The organism is Elusimicrobium sp., assembly GCA_015062115.1.
Classification (GTDB): Bacteria; Elusimicrobiota; Elusimicrobia; order Elusimicrobiales; family Elusimicrobiaceae; genus Avelusimicrobium.
In genome coordinates this window covers 107,517-124,425 of record SUVG01000003.1, presented here as the reverse complement: position 1 = coordinate 124,425, position 16,909 = coordinate 107,517, and the positions used below count along the sequence as shown (strand labels likewise).

Sequence of the window (16,909 nt, the reverse complement as noted above, 5' to 3'; positions counted from 1 at the left end):
TTAAACTAATAGGCAATGCGGCAAACTTTTGATTTGCAAACGGCATGAGCGGAAGGGCTACATTCTTTTTCCGTAGAGGGGGCCGTATCCGGGCATGCTTTAGCCAAAGATTTTTCGTTCATTTTATTGAACTCAAGCGTATATCCCACATTGATAGCCGTTACGCCGGACGGGCCGGCCCAACAACCGCACGGGTCTTTGTCCACGATGATGCAATCTTCGTCCACTTCGCAACGATACATACGACGCACTACGGCACGGGTAGCTTGTTCTTTTTGTTTGGCTTCCTGGGCGTTCATTTCCTGCAAACTCAAACTGGGGATAACCACCTCAATCGGAGCATCTTTGGAAAGGAATACGGGCACCAAAGCGAGTACACCCACCGCACTTAACAAGTATAAGACTGCTTTTATTTTATTTTTCATAAATTTGCTCCACAGCATTTTTTATACTTTTTCCCGCTTCCGCACGGACAAGGGTCGTTACGGCCAATGGTTTTGGTAAGCGGCTTACCTTTATTGTCCGGGTTTTTGGCGGCGGCCTCTTGCGCCCGTTCGGCCGCGGTGCGGCGGGGAGGCAACTGGAGGCGGAAAATATAACTTACCATCAAATCGCGCACGCGATTTAACATAGAAGAGTAGAGTTTGTACGATTCTTTTTGGTATTCAATCAACGGGTCTTTTTGAGCATAACCGCGCAGGCTGACACTGCTTTGCAGTTGGTCAAGTTCGTACAAGTTTTGTTTCCATGCGCTATCCAACAATTGCAACAACAGCATTCTTTCGATTTCGGAGAAATTGATGCCTTGTTCGGTAAAATAACGCACGCGTTCTTGGTATAAATCTTTTACTTTGGCGATAATTTCATCGGCCAAAGCCTCTTGCGACTTACGGCCCACATTTTCAGCCGTATAGGCAAATTCCGCCGGGAAGAAATTGCGCAAGTTGATGTTTAGGGTATCAAAGTCCGAGCGTTGCGGATGAGACGGGTGATAGTATTGTTCTACCAAATCGTCTATCACTTCTTCCATCATTTGGACGGACTTTTCAGTCATATTTTCGCCGTCTAAAATGGCATTACGCAATCCGTAGATAGCCGTGCGTTGCTGGTTCATTACTTTATCGTAGTCCAGCAGTTGTTTGCGGATATCGAAGTTGCGTCCTTCCACCATGCGTTGGGCCCCTTCAATTTGACGGGTCATCAAGCGAGATTCAATCGCTTCGCCTTCCTTCATACCCATAGTGCTTAAAATAGAGGCAATTTTGGTAGTGTTGGCAAACAAACGCATCAATTCATCGTCCAACGAAATATAGAAACGGGAGCAACCGGGGTCTCCTTGGCGCGCACAACGGCCGCGCAATTGATTATCAATACGGCGAGATTCGTGGCGTTCGCTACCGATTACATGAAGCCCCCCCAAATTGACGACTTCTTCCTGCTCCTTCGGGTCGGCCGGGTTGCCGCCCAGCACAATATCCGTACCGCGCCCGGCCATGTTGGTAGCGATAGTTACCGCTCCTTTACGCCCGGCTTGGCTGATGATTTGGGCTTCCATTTCGTGATATTTGGCGTTTAATACTTTATGGGGAATCCCTTTTGCGCGGAGCATATGGCTCAGTTTTTCCGACTTTTCAATAGAGCGCGTGCCCACCAAGACGGGAGCCCCTTGTTTCCACAAGGTTTCCACCTCGTCCACAATGGCGGCAAACTTTTCGCGTTCACTCAGGTAAACCAAGTCCGAAAAATCTTTGCGTTTAGAAGGACGATTCGGGCGGATTTCCACCACATCTAATTTATAGATTTGCCAAAATTCGTTGGCTTCCGTCATGGCGGTACCCGTCATACCGGAAAGTTTGTTGTATAACTTAAAGAAGTTTTGGAAAGTAATGGTGGCCAGGGTTTGGTTTTCTTCTTTAATTTGTAACCCTTCTTTGGCTTCCACGGCTTGGTGCAAACCGTCACTCCAGCGGCGGCCCGGCATCAAGCGACCGGTAAATTCGTCCACGATTACCACTTCCCCATCTTTTACCACATAATCCACATCGCGTTCGTACAAGTGATGCGCGCGCAAGGCTTGGTTAATGTGGTGTACCCATTCCGATTCCACATCATTGTAGAGGTTGGGAACGTTCAAAAATTTTTCTGCCTTGGCAATACCTGTATCGGTAAGTGTAGCCGTGTGGGCTTTTTCGTCGATAACCGCATCCACGCCGTCTTCCAACTTAACGCCTTCGTATTTGGCGCGGACTTCGTCTTTTTCTGTAATTAAACGAATCTTCAAAGCAGGAATCAAACGGTTGACCACATAGTATTTGTCGGTGCTTTGGTCGGACGGGCCGGAAATAATAAGCGGGGTGCGGGCCTCGTCGATTAAAATAGAGTCCACTTCGTCCACGATACAGTAGTTAAGCGGGCGAAGCACGCGTTCTTCCCGAGACACTACCATGTTATCGCGCAGGTAATCAAAACCCAATTCATTGTTAGTAACATAGGTAATATCTTTGGCATACATTTCGCGGCGTTCTGCACTGTTCATATCGTGGTTAATATAACCGACGGTAAGGCCCAGAAATTCGTGAATAGGGCCCATCCATTGGCGATCGCGGCGGGCGAGGTAGTCGTTCACCGTTACCACATGTACACCTTTGCCGGTAAGGGCATTTAGGTAAGAGGGCAACACGGCAACCAAGGTTTTCCCTTCCCCGGTGCCCATTTCGGAAATTTTCCCTTGGTGAAGCACAATACCGCCCAGCATTTGTACATCATACGGGCGAAGCCCGATTACGCGTTGGGCCGCCAAGCGCACCACGGCAAAGGCTTCCGGCAAAATATCGTTTAGCGTTTCACCGGCTTGCAAGCGGTTTTTGAATTCTTGGGTTTTGGCTTTTAATTGTTCGTCTGTAAGAGGTTCAAATTCGGCTGTAAATTTATTGGCCGAATCTACATAATGTTGAATTTTTTTTAGGTCGCGTTCGCTTTTGGTTCCAAAAATTTTGTCTATAGCAGTTCTTATCATAATAAATACAATCCTCAAAAATAAAATAGGGTAAAACTACGAGTGAAAAACAAAACCTATTTTATTTGGCAACGGGTTTTTTGTGGTTGGTTTTTACTTGCAAGTTTTCCGTTTGAGAGGATTCTTCCTCGGTTTTGCGGGAAGAAAAAGCAGCGGCCACTTCCTGCTCCAGTTGAGCCATATAACTATCCGTAATTTGCTGGATTTGCTCACCCGGATTTTTGCGAAGGGCTTTTATTTCGCTTTTCAGGTCGGCAATTTCATCTTTCAGAAAATCCGTTTTTTCCTGTTTAAGCGATTTGGAAATCGTTTTGTCTTTGCGAGTTTTCTTTAAGGTTTCTTTTGCTTCCTGCAGTTGCATTTCGCGAAGTTGGACGGAGTTGGCCCAGATTCTTCCGAAAATAAGGAGCAAATCTTGGCGGGCTGTTTGCTTTTGCGCGGAAATATTCGTCCCGGCATAGGAACCCATGGACAAGGTTTCTTTATAGGAATTTTCCCACAGGCGAAGCAGTAAGGAATTATCGAAGTTGCGTGCTACGGCAATAAGTTCAAAGCGGTTTTGCGCCGTAACCGGTTTATCGTAAGAAGAAATGAAGGCTTCCAAAACGGCTTCGTAATTCTCGTTGTTTTTGGCGTTTTCCAGCACGACAGGATTATAATTGGAAAAAACTTCCAACACCTGCTCGCGCGTATATTGTTCCGCCCCGCTCTGCGCATAGACGGCAGAAGACAAGGCACAAACGGCTAAAAGAAGTAAACTGCGTTTCATAATTTTCCCCTCTAAAAAGCATATATTTGTATTGTGCTTTATATAGGGGCGGTCCGTCAAGAGAAAGATAACAAAAAACGGCGTCCTAAAACGCCGTTTTAAAAACTTTTTGATTTTCAGGAAAAAAGTTCTTTAAAGAAACTTTTTTTACCGCCCGTTTCTTTAGCCAGCTCTTCCAAACTTTCGGGGGCAGTCCCATTAGCCATAAAATAAACTTCCACGGCTTGCATTAAAGACTTGATAACAGGGAGTGCCTGTGCGGCACGAGATTTATTTACCGACTTGCTGTATTGTGGCAAAGCCACGGCTGTATAATTCTTTTTCGTTTGTTTTACCTAATAAGCGGATCTTATCCCCGTTCTTAAATCTTATACTTGTATTCCAAAGCAAATTTACATCATAAACAAGACTTTTCCGGGCTTCTTTTGTATCAGTAAGTTTAGATATTATTTAGATAAATTAGGGGGGCGGGGGGTATGCACAAAAAAAGGCCCCACACATTGGCGGGATCTTAACTTTATTTAACTTCATTTACTGGGTCTTTTATTTAATTTAGCCCGTAATAGGCTATATCTGTTTTATTTCCTACTTTTTATCTTTCTTTTCGTCTTTCAAAAATAAAGGAGCAAATATCAAGCCGATAAAAATTATAGGCCATATTGCTATAATAAGTCTTGGGAGTTGGTCAATAATAGCAAGGCATATTACATAAATAGCCAAAACCCCTAGGCCAAATAAAAAACCTTTCATATCTTCTAAAAAATCTTTCATAGTTATTTTTATTTATCTTTTTTTCCCAGTTGTTTTCCAAATAAGAAAAGCAAAAAAAACCAAAACAATAATTCTCAAAATGGGAGTTCCTATTGTCTTTAATAGGAAATATGCAATAACCACCTCTATAAGGGATAAAATCAAAAGAATAATGTTAGCACAAAATACTTTAACCCCGTTATTACTTGCGTATAGTTCATCTATAAAGTTAAAAAGATCTTCTATCATACTTTAACACTAACTATTTTAATTTTTGTACTTCTCGCATTTTCTATATCCTAACACATTACTTCCAAAAAAAAGTAAATAAAATACAAACCATAACAACCAAAATAAGTATCACCTTTTCTTTGCTGGTCTTTTTCTTGTCATCAGTTATCCTATATAATTCGTTTATAATAAGGCCTAAAAAAATCGCTATAACTATACCGCCAGAAATCCAAGATATTAAATTTTTCATAGTTTCTATTTTGTTATTTCCTTAATTTAAGTACCGGTAAAAAACGGTTTAATACTCATTTATAAATTTTCTTATAGCTTGGATCACTACTTCATTTTTGCTAGTGCCGTGTGTAGCGGCAAAATCTTTTAACAAGTCGCTTGTTTCTTTGTCTAATAAACATTGTAAATGTATGTTTCTTTTATTCTTGGCGGTCCGTCAAGAGAAAGATAATAAAAGTTTTTAAGAAAATAACTCTTTGAAAAAACTTTTTTTACCGCCGGTTTCTTTGGCAAGTTCTTCCAGCAGTTCTTTTTGGCGTGCCGTCGGCTTTTTGGGAACCTCGATTTGAATATTCACAAGCAAATCACCAAAACCTTTTTTGCCCAATTTCGGCATACCGTTACCTTGCATTTTAAGCACGGAGCCGAACTGGGTGCCTTTCGGGATATCAAGTTCCACTTCTTTACCTTCAATCGTGGGAACTTTAATGCTCCCGCCTAATACAGCCTGCGGGTAGGAAATCTGCGCATCCAGGGCCAAATTATCCCCTTCCCGTCGGAAAATTTTATGTTCTTTTACGCGCACTTCCACATACAAATCGCCAAAGCCGCCGCCGTTCGTACCGATATCCCCGCCGTTAGATACGCGCAGCGTAATTCCGCTGCGTACCCCGGAAGGAATTTTTACCGTAATATTTTCCTTCACGCGTTTGGTGCCGCTTCCGCGACAGGCCGAACACGGTTTTTCCACCACGCTCCCGCGGCCTCCGCAATCGGGGCAGACTTGACGCATGCTGAAAAATCCTTGGGAATAGGTAACCGTGCCCGTCCCGTTACAAGAACGGCAAGTCTTGCGAGCGCTTCCCGGAGCGGCCCCGGTACCGTCGCACTCGGAGCAGTTATCCAAGCGGGTATATTCTACGGGAACTTCTTTGCCCATAAAGGCTTCTTCCAAGGTAAGGGTTACATCCATTTTCAAATCTTCACCGCGTTGTGCGCGGGGAGCCCCACCGCGGGCACGGGCCCCACCGAAACCTCCGCCGAAAATATCCCCGAAAACTGAGCCGAAAATATCGTTGATATCGCCAAAGCCCCCCGCATTAAACCCGCCGAAACCGCCGGCGCCGTTCATGCCTTCGTGGCCGTATTGGTCGTACATTTGTTTTTTTTGCGGGTCAGAAAGAACGGAAAAAGCTTCATTTACTTTTTTGAATTGCTCTTCCGCTTCTTTATTACCGGGGTTGCGATCCGGGTGGTATTTCATGGCTTGGCGGCGGAAGGCGGATTTTATTTCCGCTTCACTGGCGTTTCGTTCCACCCCAAGGGTTTGATAATAATCTTCTTTCATCTTAGTAGGCATAATTCCAAATAAAATTTCTATTTGTTATATTTTATGAAATTTTAGGCCTCCCCTGCACATTGGCTCCCGCTGCGGGCTTTTTTATGCTATAATATATGTACAAATTAAGGGAGAGTTGCACTCTTCCACCCGGCCCGAAAGGGAACGGGTGTGGGGTGTTGTCTCTTTATTTGGTATAATAAACTTATGTACGCAATCATTGAAACTGGTGGAAAACAGTACTGGGTGAAACCCGGTCAAGATCTGCAGGTTGAAAAACTGGAAGCGGAAGTCGGTGCCAATGTAGAACTTAAAGTTCTCTGGGCCGCTAACGAAGAAGGTACCTCGGCAGATACCAAAGCCGCTAACACGGCTAAGGTCACCGCTCAAGTGGTAAAACATTTGAGAGGTCCCAAAATCCGCGTCTTCAAAAAAAGACCGAAAAAAGGTTACGAAAGAACCATCGGCCACAGACAGGATTTAACGCAAATTAAAATCACGGATATCCAGTTCTAATTGGGAGACTAAACTATGGCACATACAAAAGCTCAAGGTTCTTCCTCCAACGGAAGAGACAGCCACGGCCAACGTTTAGGCATTAAACGCTATGGCTCCCAGTTTGTAAATGCTGGGGAAATCATCGTCCGCCAACGCGGTACCAAATTCTTGCCTGGTACCAACGTTTCCAGAAGCAGCGACGACAGCCTTTTCGCCCGCGTGTCGGGTATTGTTACCTTTGAATGGGTAAGAAGAGGCAAACAACAAATTTCCGTGTACCCCAAAGTTGCGGAAACCAAAGAAGCCAAAGCTCCGGCCAAAAAAGCCGCTGCTAAAAAAACTCCTGCCAAAGCCAAAACGGCCAAAGCGGACAAATAAAAGCTTCACAGTTTAAAAAGCGGCAGGAGCAATCCTGCCGCTTTTTTTGTGGTGTACCCAAAAAGGAAATGGCAAAATTCCGCCCGTTTGCTACAATTAAAGTATGAAGAAAGACGAACTGCATGTAAAACAAGATGAGTGGCTTTACACTTGCACCAAGTCCGCCGCCCGCACCAAAGTAAAAAGAGCGCGAACGAAGGCCAAACGCAGTTTGTCCAAAAAATTGTTAGCCCAAGAAATAGCTGACGAAAAAATTTGATTTTCAAATAAGGAATTCTATTTATGCAATCCGGAAGTTTTTTAGACCGTGTTAAAATCTACATTACCGCAGGAAAAGGCGGAGACGGGTGCCTTTCCTTCCGCCGTGAAAAATTTATTGAATTCGGCGGCCCGAACGGCGGTTGCGGCGGTAAAGGCGGCGATGTTATTTTGAAAGCCGAGCCGAACCTGACCACTTTATTGGAACTTGCCTACAACCCGCACATCGAAGCCCAAAACGGCGAAAAAGGCGGCACTTATAATAAAACAGGCCGCGCCGGAGAGGATAGATATATTCTCGTCCCTTGCGGAACGATTGTAAAAAGAGACGGCCAAATCATTGCCGACTTAACCCACCCCGGGCAAGAATTTTTGGTAGCGCGCGGCGGTATGGGCGGAAGAGGGAATCAATCTTTCAAAACCCGCAATAATACCGCTCCGCACATCGCCGAAAACGGACAACCCGGCGAAGAAGTAACGCTTATTTTGGAATTAAAAGTATTGGCAGATTTGGGCTTGGTCGGTTTTCCCAACGCAGGCAAAAGTACCTTTTTAAGTCGCATTTCTGCCGCACGCCCGCGTATTGCGGACTATCCTTTTACAACCTTAAACCCGAACTTGGGTATTACCCTTCACAAAGGCATCAGTTTTGCTACGGCGGATATTCCCGGCATCATTGAAGGGGCCAGCGAAGGGAAAGGCCTTGGGTATCAGTTTCTTAAACACATTGAACGCACCCGCGTGCTTCTCCATTTGGTAGATCCCGATGGGTTCGACGGCATGAGTGCGGAAAAATCTGTAAAAGTAATCGAAAAGGAATTAAAAACCTTCGATAAAAAACTGTTTGAAAAACCGCGCATTATTGTTGTTAATAAAATGGACTTGCCGGCTGCCCAAAAAGCCTACGAAACCATTAAAAAGAAATTCAAAAAGCAAAAAGTACTGTTAATGTCCGCCGCTACCGGCGAGGGCATCAACAAAGTGCTTGATGAAGTGGTAAAAATTTTGGCTACTACCCCAGTGGAAATGCCCGTGGTAGAAGAAAAAACAGCCGTTACCCACAAAATAGAACCCATTTTTACCATTTCCCGCGACGAGGAAGATATTATCCATATCTCCGGCAAAAAGATTGTGGAATTTATCGCCATGACGAACTTCAGCCAACCGGAAGCCGTGGCCCGTTTACGCGGCATTTTTAAGAAAATCGGCCTGGAAAAAGCCCTCTTAAAATACGGAGTGGAAAACGGAGATACGCTGATTGTAGGCGGACGGGAATTTGAGTGGAACGGAGACTTTGACGAAGAAGCCCCCACCACGCCCGAACACGCCGGATATAAACGGCGCACCACCAAGGCCGAGCGCTTAGCCAAACGCAAAGCCCGCAGACAGGCTAAAAAAGATTCTTTAGACGAAACAGAAGAAGAATAAAAAAACCCCGGGGAAAATCCCCGGGGTTTTTTATCGGCTTTTCAAATTAGACTGTTCCACAACCGAAATAATATCCGCATAGTTTCGGCGGGACTTGTGAACAAAAGAAGGATAACAATCTTTCCAATCCAATTTATAAAAATCGCTTCCCATCGTTTCTTCCATAAACGATGAAATATTTTTATTAAAAACAGGGAACATAAAAAACTCCGACACTTTTTCTTGTTCGCCCTGCTTGGAAGAAACCGTCACATTGGCCGAAATCATACCTACCAGTTCCCCTGTATTGGTCATCACGCCCGATCCGCTCATACCTTTGCGAATACCGAAATTCTGCGTGTACGCAAAACCCAATTTTTTAACATAGTGTACGGGGTATGGGTTTTTCTTGATATCGCGTTTCCCGTCAAAAATAGAAATGACGGACAGTTTGCGGTCGAGCAGATAATTCCCTTCATCAAACAAAACAAGAGAAGGAAACGAAGGACTTTTGATACGATGCCACTGACTGGCCGCCTTTTTGTTGCGCTCCAAAAAGGCATTAAATTGGGCGGGATAAATGGCCAAATTATAAGCCCGCTTGGCTGTAGGACGGCGGTAATAGGTAAGTGAAGTGCGGTCCAAATCCAAGCGGATAAGGGCAAAGTCATCCTTTACAAATCGGGAAGAAGTATAAGCCGGATGTATAAAAACCGCCGGCTTTTTGAGAGTATGCACAACCTCGGCAAAGGCCGAAACGGGTTGCTCAAGTAAATCCATGCGAATCGTACAGCCTTGTTTACAGGCTTTCTCCACACAGTGCGCCGCCGTGGCAAACCAACGCCGCCCGATACGGGTGGCCTGGCATTTACCGGCAGTGCTATCCTCTCCCTTTAGAGGCAGGATATAATACTCAAAAGTATGGTAAAAATCTTCTTTGCGGGAGTGCTTGTCCTCGTCCGTAACAGAAATAACACTCACTTGCCCCGCCAAAGGAAGGGCCAGCAAACAAAGAGTCAAAAAAGAAATTATTTTTTGTCGCATAGTTTATTGTAGCAATTTTATTTTGTTATAATAGAAATGTTAAGCCTTACCTCATTCTCTTAATGTGGGATTCTATAGTATTTTCTAAGAGGTTTTAATGTCATTATTGCAGGAAGCCTTATCTTTTTTACAACAAGTATCCGTTAAATCTTTTTCCGAACCTTTTTTAATCGGAAGAGGAACGGAGCGCTTGTGTTTTTTCTTGCCTAATAATCCAACAGTAGTATTAAAAATAAGCAAGGATAATTTTGATAAACAAACACGCAGGGAAATTAATTATTTTAAATTTTTGGCAAACAAAAAAGTCCCTTTTACGCATCTACCTCATTTTTTTCAAGAAATACGGACACCGGAATATCATTGTTTTTTACAAGAAAGGGTGTTGAATGAAGATGGGACCCCTTCTCCCACCCTCTACCAATATCTAAAAGATGCTGATGTCACGGATAAAAAAGTAAAAGCAGCGGTTTTACAACTTTTGAAAGATTTTTTTTGTTATATTTACCGTTACAATATTATCCCTTGCGATTTGCAAATGGTAAACTTGTTGATAAAACGCACGCAAAAAGGAAGCAAATTGATATTTGTGGACGGTTTAGGGAGCACGGATGCCATTAATATTGCACAATATATTGCTTGGTGGGGACGGAAAAAAATTTTAAGAAAAACTATCTTTTTCTTAAAGAACAATCCCAAACTCGCTTCCCTATTTAATACGGAACAAGACATAGAACCTTGGGTTTATGAACAAATTAAAAACCCCCGCTCGTAAGAGTGGGGGTTTTTCGTTGCAAAAGAGAAAGACTATTTGTGAGTAACAAATACGCCAGGCCCCATGGTGGAGCTCAAGGCAATGCTTCTTACATAAAGCCCTTTAGAGGTGCTGGGTTTTACGCGAAGAATGGTGTCCATAACGGCTTTTGCATTTTCGGCCAATTTGACAGTGTCAAAAGAGGCTTTACCAATGACGGCATGTACGATACCATACGCATCGGCTTTGAACTCAATCCGACCGGCTTTCAAGGCTTTGATCGTGTTGGCTAAGTCGAAGGTAACGGTTCCGCTTTTCGGGTTCGGCATAAGGCCGCGGGGCCCCAAGATTTTGGCGGCTTTGGCCAAATCTTTCATGGTGTCCGGAGTGGCGACGAGCACATCAAAGTCGATTTTGCCTTTGAGCACTTCTTCCACAATATCATCTCCGCCCACGCGATCGGCACCGGCTTTTTCGGCTTCCTGAGCGTGTTCGCCTTTGGCGATAACGGCGATGCGTTTGGTTTTACCCGTACCGTGCGGCAACGCAACGGTGGTGCGGACTTGTTGATCCGCTTTTTTGGTATCGATACCAAGTTTCACGTGGATTTCGATGGTTTCGTCAAATTTGGCTTTCGCGTTATCTTTAACGATTTGGGCACCTTCTTCCAACGTGTAAACTTTGGATTTATCGTAAGCCTTTACGGCTGCTTCCATTCTTTTTCCCATCTTAAAAACTCCTTAGGTGGTAACGGGCTTTCGCCCTCCCTGTTTTCAAATTTATTTTACTACTTCCACGCCCATGCTTTTGCAAGTACCTTTTACCATTTCGGCGGCTTGCTTAACATCTTTGGTGTTCAAATCGGGCAATTTTTGAGCCGCGATTTTTTCACATTGGGCTTGGGTGATCTTGCCGACTTTATCTTTGTGCGGAGCACCGGAACCTTTCGCAAGGCCGAGTTCCTTGATAATCAGCACAGCCATAGGCGGCATTTTGGTGATGAAGGAGAAAGAGCGATCTTCATAAACAGTGATGACGACCGGAATCTTAATACCTTTTTCCAATTTAGCCGTTTTGGCGTTGAATTGTTTGCAGAATTCCATGATGTTTACACCATGTTGACCCAAGGCCGGGCCTACGGGCGGGGCCGGGTTGGCAGCGCCAGCAGGAATCTGCAATTTGATGTAACCTTTAATTTTTTTCTCTTTTGCCATTTTTTTGTTACTCCATATTTTTTACTGCTTACTGCGGTAAAATCTAGTTCTTTTCTACTTGGAGGAAGTCCACTTCTACGGGGGTGGCACGGTCGAAAACCGTAACCATTACTTTCAATTTGTTCTTTTGTTCGTTGACTTCTTCCACTACACCGATAAAGTGTTTGAAGGGCCCTTCGGTAATGCGGACGCTTTCGCCGCGTTCAAATTGAACCACATGTTTGGGCTTACCGGAGGTATTATCCGTAAGTTCCACAATGCCGGCAATTTCCTCTTCCGGAAGCGGCACCGGGTTGGGATCACCTAAGAAACCGGTTACACCCGTAACACTTTTAATAAACCAATAGGCTTCGCTGGTCATGTTCATTTCTACCAGCACATATCCCGGGAAAAATTTCCGTTTACGCAAAATTTTCTTGTTTTGTTTTACTTCAACGACTTCTTCGGTGGGAACCAACACATTAAAAACGCGGTCTCCAAACCCTTGGATTTCCACGTTCAGTTGGATTTTTTCTCTTACTTTATCTTCGTGCCCCGTTTGGGTATGCACGATATACCAGGCTTTTTCTTCAGACATTAGCGCCCTCCGACTACAAAACCCAACACTTTGGTCAGGCCGAAATCAATAACGCTTACATAAGCAGATACGAGCGCTACAACAATCGCCACCAGAATAGTGGATTGCACCACTTCTTGTCTGGAAAGCCAGGTGGATTTTCTTAATTCGCCTACCGATTGTTTAAGAAAATTGATTGCTTTGTTCATAGAAATTTCCGTTTTCCTTGGTATAAAACCTGGCAGGAGCGGAAGGACTCGAACCTTCAGTCCCGGTTTTGGAGACCGGTGGTTTACCAGTTAACCGACGCTCCCACAAAAAATCTTAGGCTTTGCCTTCTTTATGAGTGGTACTCTTTCCGCATTTTTTGCAGAATTTGTTGAGTTCCAATTTATATTCTTTCTTTTTACCGCGCACTTGGTAGTAATTTTTGTTTTTGCATTCGGTGCAAATCAGCGCGATCGTAATTCTTTCACTTGCCATCTTAAGTATCCTTAATATGGGGCCAAGCGACCCCTAAAATATTGCCAGTTTACGATATCCGCGGGGGCATTGGTTAGAATGCCCCCGCCACAGTAAACTAAACAGTTTTACTACTCAATAATTTTGGTGACAACGCCGGCGCCTACCGTATGACCGCCTTCGCGGATAGCAAAGCGCAAGCCTTCTTCCATGGCCACAGGCGTAATGAGTTTAACTTCGATTTCAGCATTATCGCCGGGCATAATCATGTCTTGGTTGAAGGAGAGTTCACCCGTTACGTCGGTGGTTCTCAAGTAGAATTGCGGTTTGTAACCTTTGGCCAACGGAGTGTGGCGGCCGCCTTCTTCTTTTTTCAAGATGTAGACTTGGCCCACAAAGTGTTTGTGCGGAGTTACAGATTTCGGAGCAGCCAATACTTGGCCTCTTTCTACTTGGTTCTTGTCGATACCGCGGAGCAAGATACCCACGTTATCGCCAGCCATACCTTCGTCTAAGAGTTTGCGGAACATTTCAATACCGGTGGCTACAGTGTTGAGGGTATCGCGGAAACCGATGATTTCCAATTGATCGCCCACGTGTACAACACCGCGTTCAATTCTACCGGTGGCTACCGTACCGCGGCCAGTGATGGAGAACACGTCTTCCACAGCCATCAAGAACGGTTTTTCCGTATCGCGTTCCGGTTCAGGAATCCAGGTATCCAAGGCGTCCATAAGTCTTTTGATGCAGGGTTCGCCCAATTCGCTGGAATCACCTTCGATCGCTTTCAAAGCGGAACCGCGCACGATCGGGGTGTTATCTCTGTCAAATTCGTATTTGCCGAGCAAATCGCGGATTTCTTCTTCTACTAAGTCCAACAAGTCAGCATCGTCAACCAAGTCTACTTTGTTGAGGAAGACTACGAGTTTCGGTACGTTTACTTGTTTGGCCAAAAGTACGTGTTCGCGGGTTTGCGGCATCGGGCCGTCAACGGCGGAGACTACCAAGATAGCACCGTCCATTTGGGCGGCACCGGTGATCATGTTTTTAATGTAGTCAGCGTGGCCGGGGCAGTCAATGTGAGCATAGTGACGGTTGTCAGATTCGTATTCTACGTGAGATACGGCTACCGTTACGATTTTGGAAGCGTCGCGCACTACACCGCCTTTAGCGATGTCGGTGTAAGCCATAGCTTTGGCTTTACCTTCTTTGGCCAATACTTTCGTAATAGCGGTGGTAAGCGTGGTCTTACCGTGGTCTACGTGACCAATGGTACCGACGTTTACGTGCGGTTTGCTGCGGGAAAATTTTTCCTTTGCCATTTATTTAGTTCTCCTGTTTTAGTTTTTACTGCGTTGTTTAGTTTTTAAAAATAAGCTGGGAGTGGGAATCGAACCCACGACCTTCTCCTTACCATGGAGATGCTCTACCTACTGAGCTACCCCAGCATTTCGCCTTCATCGGTTGATAAAGACATTTCTTTTCAAATTTATAAGCTGGGAGTGGGAATCGAACCCACGACCTTTTCCTTACCATGGAAATGCTCTACCTACTGAGCTACCCCAGCAAAAAGGGTTTTATTGTCTCTCCAAGCGGGCGATGGGAATCGAACCCACGTATCAAGCTTGGAAGGCTAGTGTTCTACCATTGAACTACGCCCGCAAGAGACAGTACTTTATTATATCAAAAAAATTACAAAGGGAAAAGTTTTTTATGAAAATAATAAGGACTACCCAGGGCAAATTCGTTTGAACCGGTAAAACTTTACTATACATATTATAGCATAATTGAGGAAATACAAACAAGAAACCGGCACGCCCATACGCGCCGGTTCAAAAAGGTGGGAGGCCGAGTCCCCTACAAGAGGCGTACCCTAAAACGGGCTGTTGTGGCACTCCCATATGGCTAGTATAAGCACAAACCCAAAAATTTCAAGACCCAATTTAGAAAAAAATTTTATACTTCCTAAAACTTATTTTTTTTGCTATAATAATTATGTTCCGGTGAGCGGAACTTTTAGAAACGGTGCGGTGGCCAAGTGGTAAGGCGTCAGTCTGCAAAACTGATATTCGTGGGTTCGATTCCCGCCCGCACCTTTTAATTTTTTATATTCGGCACACCTCTTTCATAAGGTGTGCTTTTTTTTGGACTTATTATCGGCGCATAAAAAAGCCCCGCTTTTCGCGGGGCTGAATTTTTATGCTAACAGGGCTATGCCCCATATCAAAAACGCAACAAGTAGCACCCCTACCGAAATAACAGGCACAAACCCGAACAACCACGCACCCAATGCACGGCCGATTCTTAAATCATACACGCGGGTAAGCGCGCGCGTAAGATATCCCAATTGCAAAGCGAATACAAACACCAGAGCAAATACGGCCAAAAAACCGAGTTTTGCCCAAGGCAAGGCTGCCGAAATAAGCGCAAAAGCAATCAAGAGGCCTTTAATAAATCCGGCAGAACCGATCAACACAAATAATTCTGCAGGAGAAGATTTAACGCGGCAAAAATCTAAATAAAGCCCGCACAGAGAAGCGATAAAATATCCCGCCGTTAATTCCGCCAGAAAAACAACCAACAGTTTTAACAACAGCACGGGAACTATCACGCTATCCCCGATATTGAAGAAAAGCACCCAACCCAAAGTAGCCGCAAAATAGCCGGAACAAGCCCACAGAAAAGAGCGTTTTTCCAACAAGGCTTTAAGCGCGGAGGAAGGGTCTTTTACATATTGAAAATAAATTTTAATGAGTTCCATAACGGCCTCTTAGTTTACCCACAAATAGGAGACGCTGGGCGTGGTTAAGTTTTGCAGTTGTTTATCCAACGATTTGTTTTCCATTTTGGAACCGAAGGAGAAAATCAATTCCTTAATACCGTCGCCTCTTTGCGAAAGGATTTTGGGGTCTTTCAAACCGGCCAATTCCCCTGCCAATTTGCGGGCTTCTTCTTCCCCGCCCAATTGGTCAATAAAGCCCAAATTATACGCGCGTTGACCGGTGAAAATGCGGCCGTCCGTATATTCCTTCAAATCTTCTTCCTTTACTTCGGGGCGACCGGCTTTTACCGCCGCGAAGAATTGAGAATAGGTATCGTCCACCATATCTTGTAAAATGGCTTTTTCGGCATCGCTCATCGGACGGTAAGCAGAGCCCATGTCTTTGTATTTGCCCGAAGTAATAGGCGTTACTTTTACACCGATTTTTTCAAACAAACCTTCTACATTGCTTGTTTGCATAATCACACCCACAGAGCCGGTAATCGTGCCGGGTTCCGCCACGATTTTATCCGCCGCCATGGCAATGTAGAACCCGCCGGAAGCCGCCACATCGCGGAACAGGGCTACTACCTTTTTACCTTTTTCCTTGGCTTTCAAAATTTCGCTGTAAATGTTTTGTACGGAAGCAACCGTTCCGCCGGGAGAGTTAATATCCAACACGATGGCTTTTACATTTTTTGCATCCGCCGCTTCACGAATTTTTTTGGCAATGGCACTTGCGCCGCTGGGACGGGAGAAAGGTCCCGAATTATTGTCTTGCGCGATGATGCCTCTTACGCGAATCCAGGCAATGCCGGGCTTGGAAGATTTGGAAGAGAGAGCCCCGCTAACCAAAGATTCTTCGGCACTTTCTTCTTGAGAAGTTTTATCTTTCTCTTGCGTGCAAGCAGGAACCGGGCGAACCGAAAGAAAAAGACCGCAACAAGTAGAAATAATAAAAGTTAACAGAAGTAAAGAAGGCCATAAACCCGGGAGAGAAATTTTCTTCCCTTCGGCTTTTTCTTTTACAGGTTTTTCTTCTTTTTTTTCTTCGGTTGTTTCTTCTTTTTTAATATCGGAAACAAGGGTAGCCGTTTTCTCGTTTTCTAACATCTTTTGCTCCCATTGTTCTTTCGGCAGGCTGGTAGAAGTATCTGCCGTTTGATTTTTTTCGTTTTCGTTTTCAGCCATAAATTCAAATCCTCACACACAAAAGATTACTTCATTATAGCAATTAAATTGAT

The 16,909-nt window shown here is 44.5% G+C and carries 20 protein-coding genes and 5 tRNA genes; 5 read left to right on the top strand and 20 right to left on the bottom strand.

What is annotated here, in order from left to right; translation table 11 throughout:
- Positions 1-5: 5 nt before the first annotated feature.
- The 7 genes from E7027_03065 to dnaJ all read right to left on the bottom strand — a co-directional run bounded on the left by E7027_03065 (position 6) and on the right by dnaJ (position 6,357).
- Complete coding sequence (locus E7027_03065) at positions 6-425, bottom strand: hypothetical protein (GenBank protein ID MBE6421101.1); 420 nt, start codon at positions 423-425, stop codon at positions 6-8.
- On the bottom strand, positions 422-3,016 hold the full coding sequence (secA, locus tag E7027_03060; protein MBE6421100.1) for a preprotein translocase subunit SecA: 2,595 nt from the start codon (positions 3,014-3,016) through the stop codon (positions 422-424). Before secA ends, E7027_03065 begins: the two co-directional genes overlap by 4 nt.
- Before the next feature lie 61 nt (positions 3,017-3,077).
- Positions 3,078-3,785 carry a ribosome-recycling factor gene (locus tag E7027_03055; protein ID MBE6421099.1) on the bottom strand — a complete coding sequence of 236 codons (708 nt, stop codon included), beginning with the start codon at positions 3,783-3,785 and terminating at the stop codon, positions 3,078-3,080.
- Positions 3,786-3,901: 116 nt separating this feature from the next.
- Positions 3,902-4,090, bottom strand: coding sequence for a hypothetical protein (locus E7027_03050; protein MBE6421098.1), 189 nt, complete (start codon positions 4,088-4,090; stop codon positions 3,902-3,904).
- A gap of 280 nt (positions 4,091-4,370) precedes the next feature.
- Complete coding sequence (locus tag E7027_03045; protein MBE6421097.1) at positions 4,371-4,556, bottom strand: hypothetical protein; 186 nt, start codon at positions 4,554-4,556, stop codon at positions 4,371-4,373.
- Between the two features lie 12 nt (positions 4,557-4,568).
- Positions 4,569-4,784, bottom strand: coding sequence for a hypothetical protein (locus tag E7027_03040; GenBank protein ID MBE6421096.1), 216 nt, complete (start codon positions 4,782-4,784; stop codon positions 4,569-4,571).
- Between the two features lie 454 nt (positions 4,785-5,238).
- A complete protein-coding gene (gene dnaJ / locus E7027_03035; GenBank protein MBE6421095.1) occupies positions 5,239-6,357 on the bottom strand; it encodes a molecular chaperone DnaJ in 1,119 nt (372 codons plus the stop codon).
- Between the two features lie 186 nt (positions 6,358-6,543).
- On the opposite strand from dnaJ, the gene rplU reads away from it, so the two are divergent.
- The 3 genes from rplU to obgE all read left to right on the top strand — a co-directional run bounded on the left by rplU (position 6,544) and on the right by obgE (position 8,898).
- Positions 6,544-6,852: a 50S ribosomal protein L21 gene (gene rplU / locus E7027_03030; protein MBE6421094.1), complete on the top strand. Its 309-nt coding sequence runs from the start codon at positions 6,544-6,546 to the stop codon at positions 6,850-6,852.
- A 15-nt stretch (positions 6,853-6,867) separates the two neighbouring features.
- Positions 6,868-7,212 carry a 50S ribosomal protein L27 gene (locus E7027_03025; protein MBE6421093.1) on the top strand — a complete coding sequence of 115 codons (345 nt, stop codon included), beginning with the start codon at positions 6,868-6,870 and terminating at the stop codon, positions 7,210-7,212.
- Between the two features lie 282 nt (positions 7,213-7,494).
- Positions 7,495-8,898 carry a GTPase ObgE gene (gene obgE, locus E7027_03020; protein ID MBE6421092.1) on the top strand — a complete coding sequence of 468 codons (1,404 nt, stop codon included), beginning with the start codon at positions 7,495-7,497 and terminating at the stop codon, positions 8,896-8,898.
- Between the two features lie 30 nt (positions 8,899-8,928).
- Here obgE and E7027_03015 read toward each other — a convergent pair whose 3' ends face one another.
- Positions 8,929-9,921 (bottom strand): trypsin-like serine protease, encoded by a 993-nt coding sequence (locus E7027_03015; GenBank protein MBE6421091.1) that lies wholly within the window; start codon positions 9,919-9,921, stop codon positions 8,929-8,931.
- A 97-nt stretch (positions 9,922-10,018) separates the two neighbouring features.
- Between E7027_03015 and E7027_03010 the strand changes: the two genes are divergently transcribed.
- Entirely contained in the window at positions 10,019-10,693 is a 675-nt protein-coding gene (locus E7027_03010) for a hypothetical protein (GenBank protein ID MBE6421090.1), read from the top strand.
- A 32-nt stretch (positions 10,694-10,725) separates the two neighbouring features.
- Here E7027_03010 and E7027_03005 read toward each other — a convergent pair whose 3' ends face one another.
- The 10 genes from E7027_03005 to E7027_02960 form a co-directional block, all read right to left on the bottom strand.
- Positions 10,726-11,400 (bottom strand): 50S ribosomal protein L1, encoded by a 675-nt coding sequence (locus E7027_03005; GenBank protein MBE6421089.1) that lies wholly within the window; start codon positions 11,398-11,400, stop codon positions 10,726-10,728.
- Between the two features lie 51 nt (positions 11,401-11,451).
- Positions 11,452-11,886: a 50S ribosomal protein L11 gene (gene rplK / locus E7027_03000; GenBank protein ID MBE6421088.1), complete on the bottom strand. Its 435-nt coding sequence runs from the start codon at positions 11,884-11,886 to the stop codon at positions 11,452-11,454.
- Positions 11,887-11,929: 43 nt separating this feature from the next.
- On the bottom strand, positions 11,930-12,463 hold the full coding sequence (nusG, locus tag E7027_02995; protein ID MBE6421087.1) for a transcription termination/antitermination factor NusG: 534 nt from the start codon (positions 12,461-12,463) through the stop codon (positions 11,930-11,932).
- Positions 12,463-12,651 carry a preprotein translocase subunit SecE gene (secE, locus tag E7027_02990; protein ID MBE6421086.1) on the bottom strand — a complete coding sequence of 63 codons (189 nt, stop codon included), beginning with the start codon at positions 12,649-12,651 and terminating at the stop codon, positions 12,463-12,465. The genes nusG and secE overlap by 1 nt, the downstream gene beginning before the upstream one ends.
- A 30-nt stretch (positions 12,652-12,681) precedes the next feature.
- Positions 12,682-12,756, bottom strand: a tRNA-Trp gene (locus tag E7027_02985).
- 10 nt (positions 12,757-12,766) lie between these two features.
- Positions 12,767-12,925, bottom strand: a complete 159-nt coding sequence (gene rpmG, locus E7027_02980; protein ID MBE6421085.1) for a 50S ribosomal protein L33 — start codon at positions 12,923-12,925, stop codon at positions 12,767-12,769.
- Positions 12,926-13,035: 110 nt separating this feature from the next.
- On the bottom strand, positions 13,036-14,226 hold the full coding sequence (gene tuf / locus E7027_02975; GenBank protein MBE6421084.1) for an elongation factor Tu: 1,191 nt from the start codon (positions 14,224-14,226) through the stop codon (positions 13,036-13,038).
- Between the two features lie 53 nt (positions 14,227-14,279).
- A tRNA-Thr gene (locus E7027_02970) sits at positions 14,280-14,352 on the bottom strand.
- Between the two features lie 46 nt (positions 14,353-14,398).
- Positions 14,399-14,471 (bottom strand) — tRNA-Thr (locus E7027_02965).
- A gap of 24 nt (positions 14,472-14,495) precedes the next feature.
- A tRNA-Gly gene (locus E7027_02960) sits at positions 14,496-14,566 on the bottom strand.
- A gap of 362 nt (positions 14,567-14,928) precedes the next feature.
- Here E7027_02960 and E7027_02955 point away from each other — a divergent pair.
- Positions 14,929-15,000 (top strand) — tRNA-Cys (locus E7027_02955).
- Between the two features lie 101 nt (positions 15,001-15,101).
- Here the strand turns inward: E7027_02955 and E7027_02950 are convergent.
- Both E7027_02950 and sppA read right to left on the bottom strand, forming a co-directional pair.
- Positions 15,102-15,665: a hypothetical protein gene (locus E7027_02950; GenBank protein MBE6421083.1), complete on the bottom strand. Its 564-nt coding sequence runs from the start codon at positions 15,663-15,665 to the stop codon at positions 15,102-15,104.
- A gap of 9 nt (positions 15,666-15,674) precedes the next feature.
- Complete coding sequence (sppA, locus tag E7027_02945; GenBank protein MBE6421082.1) at positions 15,675-16,856, bottom strand: signal peptide peptidase SppA; 1,182 nt, start codon at positions 16,854-16,856, stop codon at positions 15,675-15,677.
- Between the last annotated feature and the right edge of the window lie 53 nt (positions 16,857-16,909).

Excerpts from the sequence above, each read along its gene's own strand:
- rplU (MBE6421094.1), top strand. The coding sequence starts at position 6,544 with ATGTACGCAATCATTGAAACTGGTGGAAAACAGTACTGGGTGAAACCC.
- E7027_03045 (MBE6421097.1), bottom strand. The coding sequence starts at position 4,556 with ATGAAAGATTTTTTAGAAGATATGAAAGGTTTTTTATTTGGCCTAGGG.
- dnaJ (MBE6421095.1), bottom strand. The coding sequence starts at position 6,357 with ATGCCTACTAAGATGAAAGAAGATTATTATCAAACCCTTGGGGTGGAA.
- obgE (MBE6421092.1), top strand. The coding sequence starts at position 7,495 with ATGCAATCCGGAAGTTTTTTAGACCGTGTTAAAATCTACATTACCGCA.
- secA (MBE6421100.1), bottom strand. The coding sequence starts at position 3,016 with ATGATAAGAACTGCTATAGACAAAATTTTTGGAACCAAAAGCGAACGC.
- E7027_02950 (MBE6421083.1), bottom strand. The coding sequence starts at position 15,665 with ATGGAACTCATTAAAATTTATTTTCAATATGTAAAAGACCCTTCCTCC.
- E7027_03005 (MBE6421089.1), bottom strand. The coding sequence starts at position 11,400 with ATGGGAAAAAGAATGGAAGCAGCCGTAAAGGCTTACGATAAATCCAAA.
- secE (MBE6421086.1), bottom strand. The coding sequence starts at position 12,651 with ATGAACAAAGCAATCAATTTTCTTAAACAATCGGTAGGCGAATTAAGA.
- E7027_03055 (MBE6421099.1), bottom strand. The coding sequence starts at position 3,785 with ATGAAACGCAGTTTACTTCTTTTAGCCGTTTGTGCCTTGTCTTCTGCC.
- rpmG (MBE6421085.1), bottom strand. The coding sequence starts at position 12,925 with ATGGCAAGTGAAAGAATTACGATCGCGCTGATTTGCACCGAATGCAAA.
- E7027_03015 (MBE6421091.1), bottom strand. The coding sequence starts at position 9,921 with ATGCGACAAAAAATAATTTCTTTTTTGACTCTTTGTTTGCTGGCCCTT.
- E7027_03025 (MBE6421093.1), top strand. The coding sequence starts at position 6,868 with ATGGCACATACAAAAGCTCAAGGTTCTTCCTCCAACGGAAGAGACAGC.
- E7027_03065 (MBE6421101.1), bottom strand. The coding sequence starts at position 425 with ATGAAAAATAAAATAAAAGCAGTCTTATACTTGTTAAGTGCGGTGGGT.
- E7027_03040 (MBE6421096.1), bottom strand. The coding sequence starts at position 4,784 with ATGATAGAAGATCTTTTTAACTTTATAGATGAACTATACGCAAGTAAT.
- tuf (MBE6421084.1), bottom strand. The coding sequence starts at position 14,226 with ATGGCAAAGGAAAAATTTTCCCGCAGCAAACCGCACGTAAACGTCGGT.
- sppA (MBE6421082.1), bottom strand. The coding sequence starts at position 16,856 with ATGGCTGAAAACGAAAACGAAAAAAATCAAACGGCAGATACTTCTACC.
- E7027_03010 (MBE6421090.1), top strand. The coding sequence starts at position 10,019 with ATGTCATTATTGCAGGAAGCCTTATCTTTTTTACAACAAGTATCCGTT.
- nusG (MBE6421087.1), bottom strand. The coding sequence starts at position 12,463 with ATGTCTGAAGAAAAAGCCTGGTATATCGTGCATACCCAAACGGGGCAC.
- rplK (MBE6421088.1), bottom strand. The coding sequence starts at position 11,886 with ATGGCAAAAGAGAAAAAAATTAAAGGTTACATCAAATTGCAGATTCCT.